This is a genomic window from Roseburia sp. AM51-8 (assembly GCF_003478275.1).
Taxonomy (GTDB): domain Bacteria; phylum Bacillota; class Clostridia; order Lachnospirales; family Lachnospiraceae; genus Pararoseburia; species Pararoseburia lenta.
This window is the reverse complement of sequence record NZ_QUEY01000001.1, coordinates 204,199-218,649: the sequence shown is the minus strand read 5'-3', so window position 1 is coordinate 218,649 and position 14,451 is coordinate 204,199. Positions and strand designations below refer to the sequence as shown.

Here is a 14,451-nt window from a genome sequence, read left to right as displayed (position 1 = left end):
TTTTTTAATCCGGAACGCTCGACATAGTCAGATATCCCATGGGATTTAGGATACGGAACAGTGCCTTATCTGCGGGCTCCCGCATCATATTTGCCATATGGGTGCGCATAGCTTTGACTTTTCCTGCCGTCCAATCGCCCTCGCCATAATAAGAAAGTGCCGCATCAAAGACACTGATCTCCTCTCTTTTTGCCTGGGCGCAGATGGCTTCCGCATCCGCCTTTTTGATAAAGAACTGTAATTTATAGTAAATCTGCAAAAAGAGTTCCGCATTGGTCGTATCTGCGGCAAAGAGGATGATATTTCTGATATCATTTACAATGCGGTGAGAGAAAAAAGAGATCTCAGCATTCTTGATGCGGTAAGGGATCTCCTGCTTTTCCAAAAGATCGATCAGAGGCAGTGCGCTCTCATTATCGCGATAAAGTACCGCCGTCGTTTTTTGATCCCCCGCATCCTTTTCCATCAGGTTCCGTGCCACTTTGAGCAGATATCCATACTGCCCTTTTCTGCGGGCTATGTCGATCGTACGGATCGTGCCTGCCTCCTGGTGCCAAGGACGCATATGTTTTTCGTGACGCAGTGAATTCTGCCGGATAAAGGCATCCGCCGCCGCGACAATACCGGCATCCGACCGGTAATTGGTCTCCATCAAAAGGACACGCGCCCCCGGATAGCGATCTTCAAAGGAAAGCAGTGCCTCCGGATAGGCGGCACGAAATCCATAGATACTCTGATCTTCATCCCCTACCATAAAGAGATGATGCTCCCTGCCTGCCAGAAGTTCTATGATGGCATGCTGGATCTTGGAGGTATCCTGGGCTTCATCCACCATGATATAAGAATAACGATCCCAGAAGGCATCCAAGAGTGCCGGGGCACTGCGAAACATGGTGTAGGCATAGACCAACTGGTCGTCAAAATCCATGAGACTGCGTGCGCGCATTTCCCGCCGGTATGCCTCATAGATCTTGGCAAGATCATAGTCGCACTCTGCATTCAGACGGGCAATTTCTTCCTTAGACAGCATGCGGTTCTTGATATAGGTGATGCGGGTTGCCAGATCTGACAAGTCATTCTCACTTGGAAAATCGTGTTCGATCCGCTGATAGATCCCTGCAAGGATCCGCGCCTTTTCTCCCTCATCACTCAGCAGTTCAAATGCCTGCTTCCCTACCATACGGCTATACATGGCAATCGCCTTTGCACAAATGCCATTGATGGTACGAAATTCCACGCGCATGGATAAATCCTCACCAAACATCTTTTTACAGCGTCTTTGCATGTCGCTCTTGGCGGCAACGTTGTAGGTAACGACCAATATTTCTTCCGGTGCGATCCCCTTGCAGTAGACCATATAACCGATGCGGGTCACAAGGACTGTCGTCTTGCCCGATCCCGGAACCGCCAGGAGCAGGGTCGGTTCTTCTATGGCTTGCACCGCCGCCAGTTGCTGGTCATTTAACATAATATGAAATTCTTTGATAAATTCGTCTAGTGTAAGCATATTTTTGAATTATAGCATACTTCTCACTAAATGAAAAAGCATGCATTTGCACATAAAAATACCGCCCGGGGAGTTTCATTCTGCCCCGGGCGATATCTAATGCACTGTGTCTGATTATGCCTCTACAAAGTCAGCCAAAATCTTTGCGTCCTCCTCAGAGCATTCAATGCTGCTTCTCAAGAGAATCTCAGGCTTTGCAACCATTGCCACACATACATACTGAGATAATGTAGATTTTAAGTTCAACTTATCCCCCTCACCTGTATGAAGAATGACTTCACCGGCACACTCCTTTGTCTTTTTGATCAACTGCACAATATCAGCGCCATCTTTTAAATCATGCATCTTTTTTCCTCCTCTGCACTTCGTTTTCTATATCATAACGCAGGCAAATAAAATACGAGTACACATTTTCTACATTTCGTATAAAAATTCACCTTTTTCCTGATAACTCTTCGTTTTCTGTCTTTGAAGTCACGAAAGAAAGTGTCAATGATTTTTTCTCACGATCAGGCATGCCAGATAATAAGCCATGCGCTCCTCACCCAACTCCAGATCAGCCTGCAGCAATTCCTTGATCTTGCTCATACGGTAAACGATGGTATTTTTGTGAATGAACATCTCATCCGCGACCGCTTTCACACTACCATTATTTTTCAGATAACAAAAGAGTGTTTCCACAAGATCTGCATGATGTCCTGCATCATAGTCCAAAAGAGGCTGTAATGTCTGACTCCCCATCTGCTGCATGAGTAGTTCATCCGTTACCGAATACAGGATCCGCTCGACGCCCAGTTTGTCAAATTGTAAAAAGGTCTGTTTTCTTTGCATGGCTGATCTTAGGGCATATTCCGCTCTGTCGAAGGAAATATGCACATTTGCCACATCCAAAACAGCAGATCCTTCCCCACAATAAATCGTTTTATCCGGCATACGGTGTCTCGTCCGCATGAGAAAGCCCTGTATGATGTCTTCTTTCTGCGTTTCGCTAACTTCGTTCATGATGACGGCAAAATAGCCGTTGTAGTAAAAGAAATGCGCATTATGTGATACATTTTCCATATAAATCTGCAAACGGTAGCCAATTCTCTTGCGATCCAGCGTATCCATGCTGTCCAAGCCCTCCGTTGTAATGAGCACGACTTGAAATTTCCCGTCTACATCAAAGGATGCCGATAATCTTTCACGATATTCTTCGATGCGCTGTGGACTCTCGATGGATTTGATAAAGGCAGACGAAATCTGTTCATCTGTCTCCGTCTGCAAAAAGATCCGCACCGTCAGATCCTTGATCATCTCGGACATCTCGATCACCCAGGGAACCTGTAGCAAAGGCAGATCATGGGCATTGCAGTAGGCGCGCACACTTGCCGGTATTTCCTTTACATAATATCCGGTATTTACCACAAGTCCTGCTGCATGATGCCTGTCCAAGATCTCCACGAGGGAAAGCAGATCTTGCTCCGTGCGAAAACCCGCCCCCATGGTAACCGCCAATTCCTTGCCTTTAAAATTCTCCATAATGGTCGTATCTTCTACCATCAACAGCCAGGAGATCGAATTTGCCCAGCCATTTTGCCCTGCCACCAATTCCATTTTATACTTGTCTCTGGCAATGATCAGCATATCTTCCACTGTAAATCCCATTTGTGTTCTCCCAAAGATCGTCTCTTTTGTCCTGCGTTTTCCTACTTCTTGCTATAGTATAGCACCTTTTTGTGCTATCGTCACAAAATTCTTGCTTTTTTTCAAGATTTCAACCCATGGTCTTCTCTATTTCTTGTGCTACAATATAGATGTAAACAGAAAAGAGGTTCAACGAAAAAGTTGAAGGAAGATCGATGGAGGTGTTTGGTATGCTTACTGTAGGTTACATTGATAGTTTGTCAGAACTTGGATTTCGTACTCCTACTCCTGAGTGGGTAAAAACTGAGCGCTATGATTATTGCGATCAGTTGATAGCAAAAAAGGAGAATTTTGTGCAGATGCTATCGGCGTTCTTTTCTAAATTATTTCGCTAATTTCACATCTTTTTAATATTTTTTCCTTTAATAAAAACGCTGACGGATAAACCGTCAGGCGTTTTGCATTGTCTTCTTATAACATATGTGCACGTAATTCTTCTGCAGAAAGTGGGCTCAGATATGCCGGAGCAATATCAAATACGGTCTTACATCCGCTTACCCCTTCTTCTGACAAACGATAGATGGCTCTGGAAAATGCCAGGATAACAGAAGATGTAAATTCCGGATTGGAATCCAATTTCAAACTATATTCGATTACATGCTTGTGCTCTTTTTCAAGCCCTGTCACACCTGTGCGGAAGACAAATCCACCGTGTGGGATGCCTGCATGATCTCTTGCAAATTCCTCCTCCGTGATAAAATGTACCGTGGTATCATAATCTGCAAAATAGTTTGGCATCGTCTTGATCTCTTCTTCGATTTTTGCAAGATCTGCCCCTTCTTCCGGTACGACAAAACATTCTCTGGTATGTTTCTCGCGCGTGGAGAGTTCCGGATTCTTGCCTGCACGAACCGCCTCTAAAGCGCTCTCTACCGGGATCGTGTACTGTTTGCCATTTTTTACACCTGCAACACGGCGGATCGCATCAGAGTGTCCCTGGCTAACGCCCTTGCCCCAGAAAGTATAGTCCTGACCTTCCGGTAAGACACTGGCACCATATAAGCGCATCAAAGAGAACATGCCTGGATCCCAGCCACAAGAGATCAATGCCACATGTCCATTTTCTTTTGCCACTTTATCAACTGCTGCAAAATGTTCCGGGATTCTTGCATGTGTATCAAAACTGTCGATCACGTTAAAATACTTTGCATATTCCGGTGTCTGTTTTGGCAGGTCTGTTGCGGAACCACCACAGAGCACCAGTACATCGATCTGGTCTTTTAAATCTTCGATCTCGTCTACAGAATATACTTTTACTCCCTCCGTTGCGGGTGTGATGGACTTTGGATCTCGTCTTGTAATGATACAGGTCAACTCCATGTCATCATTCTGACGGATCGCACTTTCTACACCACGTCCCAGATTACCATAACCTAAAATTCCTACTTTCATGTTGTTACCTCCGTATTCTATTTCTATCTATGCTATCTTTGTCTTAGGCAAGTTCTGCGATCACATCAAGGATCACTTCAATGCCGACCTGTGCTGCCTTTTCTGCAAAAGTAGCATAGTCCATTTCTGCGCCTTTTCCATCTGAAATACTGCGCAAAATAGCAAATGGCACTTGATTGACATAACATACTTGTCCGATACTTCCGCCTTCCATCTCTCCTGCAATGGCACCAAACTGCTCGTGCAGATGGTTCTTGGTGCTTTCCTTTGATAAGAAAAGATCACCGGTTGCTATTGTGCCGACTTTATGATTGATGCCCTTGGCTGCCACACATTTTTCAATAACAGAATAAATCTTTTCGTCTGCCGACAGATATACTTCATTTAAACCGGATAAAAGTCCAACCGGATCTCCAAGTGCTGATGTGTTCATGTCATGCTGCACAACCCGGCTTGCAATGGCAACATCCATAACACCCAGTTCATCACACAAAGTTCCTGCTACACCAATGTTGATCACACAGTCCACATGATAAGTCAGGATCATTGCCTCTGCACAGATGGCTGCAAATACTTTTCCAACGCCGCAGACCGCCGCGATCACTTCTTTTCCACCGATCGTACCCTTAGTAAAAGTAACACCACTGACAACTTCCTCTGACACATCTTCCATATGTGCTTTTAAATTGTCAACTTCGATCTGCATTGCTCCGATAATACCAATTTTCATATTGCCTTTACTCCATTTCTCTTGTTTTCCTATTGTGGATAGGTAAATTCCATATTTGTCTGCTTTTTCAGAACTTCCAGATAAGTCCTGCACTCCTCCTTGGCTGCTGCAAGTTCAAGATTGCGGTAATTTCCACATTCTACAGCCGATGCGCCAAAGACCGGTCCTTCATGGTCAAGGATCTCCTGCAAGACCTTTTTGGTGATCTCAAAGACCTGCTTATCATCCGCATTACGGATCAGCAGATAAAAGCCGGTCTGACATCCCATAGGTCCAAAATAGACCACATCATCCGCGATCTCGGAATTACGAATATATGTGGCAAACATATGCTCTACAGAATGCATGGTCAGATCTGACATATAATTGCCCATATTTGGTCGTCTGGTCCGCATATCGTATGTGGTAATGTCGCCATCGACACGGGAAATATAAAATCCCGGCATCAAAATATCATGATTTATGGTAAAACTCTTGATTCTTTCCATTTTTCCATCCTTTCTACTACATTTTATCCGTGAATGATTATAACACGATTTGTATAGATATCCTACTTTTTTTGTATATTTTTTCACAAAGACAGTTAGCAATAAAAAAGCAGGGATAGATCTTTAAAGATCCATCCCTGCTTCTCCTATTCTTATCATAAACCAAAATACGCGTCTATCCCGTCTGCGATTCCCTGCACCATGCGTGCCTGATAGGCTGGATCTTCCATGTTGACATCATCTGTCGGATTTGTCATGTAGCCCATCTCCAGTATCGTAACCGGAACTGTACTCCAGTTGATGCCCGTCATGGTATCACTGGTGCTGACACCTTGATTTCGCATGCCGGTAGCAGCACAATAGGCATCCAAAATGCACTTACTCAGATTCCAACTACTGTCTGATAAATATGCAATATAAGGATTAGAAGACGATGGTGCTAGTGCTAAAGCCCCACTGACAGAAGCGTTATCCACCCCATTGGCATGGATGCGAACTGCAATCTCACCACCTACACTTGTTGCGTACTGCGCACGCTCCATATTGCTGATATTGACATCATGGGATGTGCGTGTCATATAGACCGTATAGCCCCGGTTTTCCAGTTCCGCCTGCAACTGCTGGGAGATAACAAGGGTCAACTGATACTCATATACACCTGTGGTCGTACCATGTGTACCGCCTGCCACACGCGCCTTCATCGTGGATGAGCCCGGTCCATTTGGCTCTGTTGTGCTATCTCCCTGACCTTGATGTCCCGGATCAATCACAACCACATGGGAATTGGCGGCAGGTTCTTCGGTTGTCACATCGGATACCGCAGAGTCCTGTTTTTTATCCTGGTCGGTATCCATTGGCTCTGATGCTTCCTTATCATCTTCTGCCACGGAATTATCTGTCTGTTCGTAGATATCTTCTTCCGGCAAGGTCTCCTTATGCTTTTTATAGGCAAAACCAGCAAGCAGTATCGCACATACAACAGCAAGCAGTGCTGCCAATAAGATCCATCGTTTTTTCTTTATCATCAGTCCGCTTCCTCTCTACTGAAATTGTTCATTCGAGTTGATCCTAATCTATTTTACACTAATAGTGTTTTTCTTGCCATAATTTGTTTCTCAATCAAAAAGGCAAGTCCTTCGACCTGCCTTCTCATCTCTTTTACATCAACCAATCTAAAATTTCGTCAGCATCATTGCTGATTTCCCAAATATCCTGATCGTTCTTTGTCACATATACAATATGATCTTCCGGCTGCTCATATACCGGATTATCCAGCCATGCATTGGCTCCGTCCACCAGCCAATCAACATACTCTTCTGCTATCATGTCCCACATTTCATCTTCCGATGACACACTGTAGAAATCCATGCTATATATCCTGCCCATCAGTTCATCCTCTGACAAATCATCAAGCAGATCATCCATAATGGTCATCTTCTGACACCTGATTGTCACACCGTAAGTCCGATCATCTATCTTTTCTGCTGATTTGACTTCATACGAAACCTGACGGAACAACTTATCAAACATGTTATATAATCTTTTCTGAGATTTTTCAGGAATCGCTACACCATCATCCTCAAAATTGGATACTATCATAGCAACCATTTCATCTAATTCTTCTCCGCGCCACTCTAATACCTCATCCTTCGTACCAATATCCTGTGAAACATAATCCTCCGTCTCTGCCTTGAACTCAACATCAAACATAGCCTGCACATATTCATCCGGCTTAAATTGATGGAGCCAATTCGCGACAAGTGCAATAACCAGGACGATTACTCCACCTATCATCACACGAATAATACGCCATTTCATAGTTTCCCATATATTGTTGACAACAGATGTCGCTGGCTGTTGCCCTGCCATCTCTGGATTGCTCCCATATGGATTTTGCGCTGTTTGACTGTTTAAAGGTGCTCCACATGACATGCAGTTCGTTGCATTATCTGCATTATAGGCACCACATTTTGGACATTGCATACTCATTCCTCTCTTGTTGTTTTAACCGCTTTGTGTCTATTTTATTTCTGATCGTTATTTTGATACTGCGGTGGCATATAGGCACCTGTGTTCTGCTGCAAATTCTGCTGAGGCATGTTGGACTGCTGCATTCCATTCTGTGGCATCCCGTTTTGTGCCATTCCATTCTGCGACATATTTCCTTGTGGCATTCCCATATTCTGCATACCACCTGCATTGCCATAAGTAACCTGTCCACCATATGTATCACTGCCAAGTCCAATGATCCAGATAAAGATCGGGGTCAATAACAATAATCCCCATGCGAATCCTTTTTCATGCCCAAATGCCTGTGCCAGATCTGCATACATCCTAAACTGAACGATCAGCAAAAGGACGCATGCTACAATGCCTGCGATGTACGCTAACACACCAAATACCATCACAACAGGACTTCCCATCGCACCTGCCACCATGAGTCCTGCTCCAAGCGCAAAACACAAGCCTTCCGCTACTGCAAAGATGATCATCTTTACAAAGCCATCATTTCGCGCAATCTGATACATAATATAAACATTGTAAATTGGTATCAGACACTTCCAGCCTGCTTCTCCTGCCTTGGTAAACATTTTCCATAATGCTACGATTGTCAATACAGTAATAATCATTTGTTTCTCCCTTCTTTTTTCGATTCATCTCTTTGATATATATTTATCATTATTTTAGACCATTTTGGTCTAAAAAACAAAATAAAAATGAGAAGAGAAGGATTAATCACCTATTCTTTCCATCTAAATTTCCACTAAAAAATCATGTCAACTATCACAAATACAGCAAACAGAATAAAGCCTATCAGACTCATCTTGCCAGCCACTTTATTCGCCTTATAGACTTTTTCTTCCTTGTGCGGTGTATAACGGATGCATTCCAACCAGCCCCATGCAACAAATGGTATGACTGCTGAAATCAAAAAGACGGAAATAAACTGCCTTATCATTATCATATAAATCAGACTAAGCACTGCCACCCCTACACTGATAAAATAATTCTTATCCGTAATCTTCGCCTCTTGGTCTTTATCCAGATACTCTTCTTTTTCAGCATTTGCTTGTGGTCTGTCATCTTCTACGAGAATGCCCTCTTTATCCATTCTTTTCAGAAAATTATTCACACCATTCATCATAGCGTCGACCATGAATGCTGGGCGTTTCTTTCCTTTTATGTATACACGCATATCACCGATTTTCATAACGACTTTGTCAATTTCAGAAATTTTAAACGACTTTCTAAATAGCCATAATTTAATTACCGTAATGTCATCTCCGTCAACAACAATGTCCCAAAATCCCGGCATAGGATACAGAAAACAAACAAGCCTAATGCAAAAGCCACCCCAATAATGACCACCATCATAGTAGTTCCAGAAGGTGTCCCTTCATCGAAACCATTCGCTAACAGGAAATATCCGATAAACAAAAGCGAAGCCATACCTACACCCATAATTCCATATATACACATTGTCGCAGGTGTACGTATAGTAAACTTATTAAGAGAACGGGTATAGTTCTTTGGGTTTTTCCTATAGGTAAGTAGGTCAATCATTCCACTGATTAGGGATAATGCAATCAGTGAAACCCCACTCGCAATGATTTTTGTTTTCATTTCTCTTTGCCTCCTTTTTTAGCATCATGCTACACACTCCATAAGAGTTTCTACTCCCAGTTTAGAATTGTGTTTTACCAGCGATTTCACATCATCTTTGAGCCTGTCTTTTGGTAATATTATCTTTTTAATCTTTCCGATAATTCCTTTATAATATCCAGCTATGACGCCATTTTCAATTGTTGCTGCATGTGCCCTAGTCTTATACTTTTGTCCCTTGGTTATAACCATCCTGTAATAACGGTCAGATTTTTTCGCCGCCTTTGTAATCGGATTATTTTTAAGCACATTGTCAATTGCCTTGTATGGTTCTGACTTTGTAACCATCTTGGTCAACTTCTTGGCTGCATTCGTATTCTTTATTGCTTTCCCTGCCTTTTTTACAACTGCACCTCCAACAGCCATCACAGTATCCGTAACTACCGACGCCGTCACATCCACACCGATCTCTTCATTAGATTTTCCATCGATCAGGTCTTTGCCATAGGTAGTTGCCGCATTCACTAAAGTATTGGCAAGTGTCGGTGGTACACCTGCAGCTGTCAAACCTCCTTTGACAAGACCTCCACCGAAAGCAACTCCGACCTTCATCCAAGAATGTATATCCAGAGGATCAAATTCTCCATCGACAATCTGGGTAATAATTTCCATCCCACCATCGACAATCCCCCCTACCAGTGCTCCAGCTAGTATATGTGGCATTAAACCATCTGGATCAACATAATAAAATACACGGTTTGCGCAGTAAATATAACGATGCAATGCTAAGACAATTTCCTGACTTCCCGGCACTTTATCCTGACTGATAAATCGACCATTTCGGGCATCATAGCGACGAGCTTGTGCATAATAAAGTCCCTCACAAGGGTCAAACTGATATCCGGTATAACCAAATGGCTGATAGTCAATCTTTGTCGAATCTGTCTGGTCAATATTTCCAAATTCGTCATAATGATAGGATATCTGATCATTTCCAGATGCATCCGTCAGGCTCATTACCGACCCTAGTTCATCGTTAAAATAATAATTGATGACATTATCCTTGTCAAACTGCACAATATTATAGTCATAAACGAAATTGGTTGTTTCAACTTTACTATTTTCTTTTGTTCTTACCATCCCAATCGTATTTTTGTACTGTTTGGTCATATCAATCGTAAAGGTATCTGCCATGATTTTTTCATTACGCCTTTTCGTAGTTGCTTGCGTTCGATAACCTAAGCCATTGTATTGATATTCGATCTCATCATAATGATTTTCGTTAAAATCCTGCACCTTACGTAAAAGATTTTTTTCATCAAAGATAAAGTTCCGTATCTCCCGTTTTTCTTCAGCGACTTTTGATAAATTACCTCTTTTATCATATTTATATGTGTATTGATTGCCATCTTCTGTTTTTTGTATCAGCTGATTGGCAACATTATACAAATACTGGATTTGTCGATTCGACCCCTGACCCATATATTCTCGCAATGCAGTTCTATTACCAAAGGAATCATATTGGTATTCTCTGCGCACCACATCATTCTCTACAACCTTTACAAGTTGATTGATTCTATCATATGCGTACTCCTGCACCTTCGGCATTGTTTGCCCAAGTCCTCTTTGTTTTTGCGCCCATATCTTATTTCCTGCTGCATCATATCTATACTGATATTCCTCAAAATGATCCTTTCCTTTACTCTGCATCCGGGATATCTGACCATTGACCGTATAGTTTAATTCTTCACTAATACCATTCGGCAGATCTTTTTGTACCAGTCGTCCTAATTTATCGTAGTAATATGAAATGATTCCATCTTTCGTTTCCAAATGCGAAAGCAGACCATTCGCATCATATTGATAAGAGACTTCACTTCCATCTGGGTAGACAACCTTGCTTCTTTCTCCGGTACTGCTCCATTCATATGCAAGACTCTTTCCCTCTGCATCCGTGATTTTAGTTGGATGTCCCAGCGCATCACTTACAATACTAGTAATTCCATTCCAATCCTGAATTTCTTTTACCAAATTCAGTTCATCATATAAGAAGCCAACCGCCGTATTATCTGCATATGTTATCTTTTCTATATTTCCTACGGCATCATAAGCCATCTGTGTCACATAGCCGTCTCCATCTATTTTAGAAACAAGATTTCCCGCCAAATCGTATGCATAAGTTTCCCCGTCTCCAAGCGGATTTATGATTTGCGTAATCTGGCTTTTCTCATTCCAAATATATTTCGTAACCTGACTCTCTTCCTGTTCTCCGTGCTGCGTAATCTCAATCAGATTGCCCATGCAGTCATACTTGTAATCTGTCCTATTTCCCATGGCATCTGTAACCGATGTCATATTGCCATTTGGGGAATAAGTATATTGCGTTACATTTCCATTCTCATCCTGAATTTCTGTCACTCGATTTACACTATTATATATAAATTTTCTCTGACTACCTGATGGCAAAATAATACTCTCTAAACGTCCAAGCACATCATAGATAAACTCGATTTTTTCACCCAAGCAATTCTCTTGAGAAGTCAATTTCCCGTTTCTGTCATAGGTATACTGAATTACATCACCTACGGATTTTTGATGTTCCTTAATCCGCCCTCCCTCATATTTGTAGGCTTCCCATGCACCATTCGGTAATACTTTTTTTTCTAATCTTCCGCCTCTGGTATATTCATAATGTGTACTGTTACCTTTTGGATCAGTTTCTGAAATACATCTTCCCTCTTTATCATATGCCCAATTCCACTTATTTCCTTTGGCATCTATTTTCTCAATGATATTGCCATAGGCATCATAAGCATAGCCCGTTGTATAGCCTCGCGCATCAATCACCTTTTTGATCCTGTCTAAACTGTCATATACATATCGGGTCTTTTCTCCATTGCCGTTTTCTTCACTAATCAAATTGCCATTAGCATCATACTGATATTTTTGCGTATCACAAGCAGACCCCATAACACTTTCCAAGTGATTATCGGGGTTATACTGATATTGTATAGATGTTTCGTTTGGATAATACACCCCCGCAATGTTCCACATAGAATCATATTCATATGTGATTGCATTGCCTTCTTTATCTATAACCTTACTTTCTTTGTTAAGTTCATTATATTGCGTCTCAATACTATGCCCGTCAAAATCTGTAATTTTCGTTACATTGCCCAAGAAATCATATTCTAAGTATGCTTCTTCACCAATGGCATTTTCAATATGTATAATCTGGTCATTAATATCATAAGCATATTTCGTTACATTCCCATAAGCATCTGTGACTTGAATAACATTTCCTCTATCATCATACTGATAAGTTGTCACTACACCATTATCAATCGTCTTTTCAATCTGTCCATTTTCTGTATAGAAGATTTCTGTCTGTTCATGATCTGCATTTTCTATATGAATTAATCTTCCCATGTCATCATATTGATAACTTTTTTGATCTCCACCTGCTTCTGTCGATGAAATCATATTGCCTCGTTTATCATAAACATTTTTGACCATTTCTACGCGATTGATCTTTACAGTTAATAAATTATTGCTAGCGTCATAAGTCATTGTAGAAATTTGCCCTAAGGCATTGATTACCTTGACGACATTTCCTTTGGCATCATAACTGTATCTTGTTGTATTTCCATTTCGGTCTCTTACCAGTATCTTTTGGCTCTTTTCATTATACTCATAGTGTTCCCATGTACCATCCTCATACTTGACATCTGTATTACGCAGTTTCTCATCATGGGTATATATAATCTTACTTCCGTTTCTTTCTGTCAGTATCAATTCATTCCCCTGATACTCATACAGCATCTTACTTCCATCTGGAAAATCCTGACGAATAATCCTATGCCACTCATCGTAGGTATTTTTAACCGTTATGACTTCTCTGGCATTTTTGATTTCCTGCATCTCCCCACTTTGTGTATAACGATAGTAGTATCGGTTTCCATTTGCCATAATGACTTCTGCCAGATGCTCGTTCTCATAGACATAGCGTACCATTCGCTCTGACTTGTCAGTGACACTTGCCAGACGACCGTTCGAATGATAGTCAAAAATCAGAAAGTCTCCCCTATCGCTCTCCGCACGCACAAGCTGATCCGCTTCATTATAAGTATAACAAATCTTTCTTTCATTTGAATCCTCTCGTTCAAGCAATTTTCCAAGGGCATTGAAGCGATACTTCTCCCCCTCCGGTGTCGTCATGACATACTGCGTCTCATCTCCCTCATTATCTTTTTCCAACAGGTCTCTGGTCGCAAGTACTCCTTTATATCCTTCCTCTGTCATTACAAAAAAGCGGACTCCTCCATCATCCATGATGACTTCCACTTCGTTCTTTTCTTCTTGCAATGCAATCTCATGATTATGGCGATATCCCTGTCCCAGCACCCCCATAGTCTTATCCTGAGCATTATAAAAACGACGGAATGACAGCGCCATTTCTCCCTCTGGTCTGATATCCGTCTTCTCATAGATAAAGTTTCCGGTAGCAAGGTTGACTGGATCTGCACTAAAGAGGTTGTACTCACCTCTTTTTCCCTTTTTCTCCTTCTTCAGTTTCTCTATCTCTTTTTCTTTTGTCTTGATCTCTTCTTTTGCCGTAGCAATCTGAGCAGAGGATTCACTAACGGCCTCACTTGCATTCTTGAAATCATCCAGATTTTGCCTACTAAAATGAAAACCTGCTCCCTTTGCATCCAACATGTTACTCAATGCTCTGAAGCTCTTAATCAATTCATCATCATAAGTATCACAGGCACCACTCAGCCAATTCTTATAAGAATCTTCTATGCCCCACTCTTTATCAAAAAGTTTGTCAATGTTCCTCTTTCCTACATTTTTTACATCTAAGATTCGTTTCTGATACCCTTGAAAGTTGCCGGCATAGTTTGTGATATCCGATTCCACAAAATTTCTGAAAAAATCTGTGATACGGTCTCCCAGAGTCTCAAAGAATCCCTGTGGTGTCACATCATCAATATATCCTTTTAGCTGATTCTTTGCTTGCTCCGTAAAATCCCGATACATTT

General features: G+C 41.8%; 13 protein-coding genes and 1 pseudogene. 1 reads left to right on the top strand and 13 read right to left on the bottom strand.

All coding sequences use genetic code 11. The annotated features are described in order from the left end of the window. Positions 1 to 4: 4 nt before the first annotated feature. From DW996_RS01150 to DW996_RS01140, 3 genes are all read right to left on the bottom strand, one after another. A complete protein-coding gene (locus tag DW996_RS01150) occupies positions 5 to 1,468 on the bottom strand; it encodes an ATP-dependent helicase (RefSeq protein WP_158575141.1) in 1,464 nt (487 codons plus the stop codon). A 153-nt stretch (positions 1,469 to 1,621) separates the two neighbouring features. Further along, complete coding sequence (locus DW996_RS01145) at positions 1,622 to 1,852, bottom strand: polya polymerase (protein WP_118280886.1); 231 nt, start codon at positions 1,850 to 1,852, stop codon at positions 1,622 to 1,624. 144 nt (positions 1,853 to 1,996) lie between these two features. Next, a complete protein-coding gene (locus DW996_RS01140) occupies positions 1,997 to 3,154 on the bottom strand; it encodes a PucR family transcriptional regulator (protein ID WP_118280885.1) in 1,158 nt (385 codons plus the stop codon). A gap of 194 nt (positions 3,155 to 3,348) precedes the next feature. Between DW996_RS01140 and DW996_RS01135 the strand changes: the two genes are divergently transcribed. Beyond that, positions 3,349 to 3,528, top strand: a complete 180-nt coding sequence (locus DW996_RS01135) for a hypothetical protein (protein WP_118280884.1) — start codon at positions 3,349 to 3,351, stop codon at positions 3,526 to 3,528. Between the two features lie 76 nt (positions 3,529 to 3,604). Here DW996_RS01135 and DW996_RS01130 read toward each other — a convergent pair whose 3' ends face one another. From DW996_RS01130 to DW996_RS01090, 10 genes and pseudogenes are all read right to left on the bottom strand, one after another. Continuing rightward, entirely contained in the window at positions 3,605 to 4,585 is a 981-nt protein-coding gene (locus DW996_RS01130; protein WP_118534620.1) for a diaminopimelate dehydrogenase, read from the bottom strand. Positions 4,586 to 4,628: 43 nt separating this feature from the next. Continuing rightward, the gene (locus tag DW996_RS01125) at positions 4,629 to 5,315 is read right to left on the bottom strand and encodes a 5'-methylthioadenosine/adenosylhomocysteine nucleosidase (protein ID WP_118534619.1); all 687 of its coding nucleotides are present in this window, start codon (positions 5,313 to 5,315) and stop codon (positions 4,629 to 4,631) included. A gap of 29 nt (positions 5,316 to 5,344) precedes the next feature. Further along, positions 5,345 to 5,803 (bottom strand): S-ribosylhomocysteine lyase, encoded by a 459-nt coding sequence (locus tag DW996_RS01120; protein ID WP_118534618.1) that lies wholly within the window; start codon positions 5,801 to 5,803, stop codon positions 5,345 to 5,347. 155 nt (positions 5,804 to 5,958) lie between these two features. Continuing rightward, positions 5,959 to 6,828: an N-acetylmuramoyl-L-alanine amidase family protein gene (locus tag DW996_RS01115; protein ID WP_118534617.1), complete on the bottom strand. Its 870-nt coding sequence runs from the start codon at positions 6,826 to 6,828 to the stop codon at positions 5,959 to 5,961. A 133-nt stretch (positions 6,829 to 6,961) separates the two neighbouring features. Further along, a complete protein-coding gene (locus DW996_RS01110; protein WP_147403507.1) occupies positions 6,962 to 7,672 on the bottom strand; it encodes a hypothetical protein in 711 nt (236 codons plus the stop codon). Positions 7,673 to 7,720: 48 nt separating this feature from the next. After that, a pseudogene (locus DW996_RS14985) lies at positions 7,721 to 7,786 on the bottom strand (zinc-ribbon domain-containing protein); the annotation flags it as partial. 41 nt (positions 7,787 to 7,827) lie between these two features. Beyond that, positions 7,828 to 8,433 (bottom strand): DUF5684 domain-containing protein, encoded by a 606-nt coding sequence (locus DW996_RS01105; protein WP_118534615.1) that lies wholly within the window; start codon positions 8,431 to 8,433, stop codon positions 7,828 to 7,830. A 134-nt stretch (positions 8,434 to 8,567) separates the two neighbouring features. Further along, the gene (locus DW996_RS01100; RefSeq protein WP_147403506.1) at positions 8,568 to 9,119 is read right to left on the bottom strand and encodes a hypothetical protein; all 552 of its coding nucleotides are present in this window, start codon (positions 9,117 to 9,119) and stop codon (positions 8,568 to 8,570) included. Continuing rightward, positions 9,071 to 9,427 carry a hypothetical protein gene (locus DW996_RS01095; RefSeq protein WP_118534613.1) on the bottom strand — a complete coding sequence of 119 codons (357 nt, stop codon included), beginning with the start codon at positions 9,425 to 9,427 and terminating at the stop codon, positions 9,071 to 9,073. Before DW996_RS01095 ends, DW996_RS01100 begins: the two co-directional genes overlap by 49 nt. 24 nt (positions 9,428 to 9,451) lie before the next feature. Continuing rightward, a complete protein-coding gene (locus tag DW996_RS01090; protein ID WP_118534612.1) occupies positions 9,452 to 14,449 on the bottom strand; it encodes a DUF6531 domain-containing protein in 4,998 nt (1,665 codons plus the stop codon). Between the last annotated feature and the right edge of the window lie 2 nt (positions 14,450 to 14,451).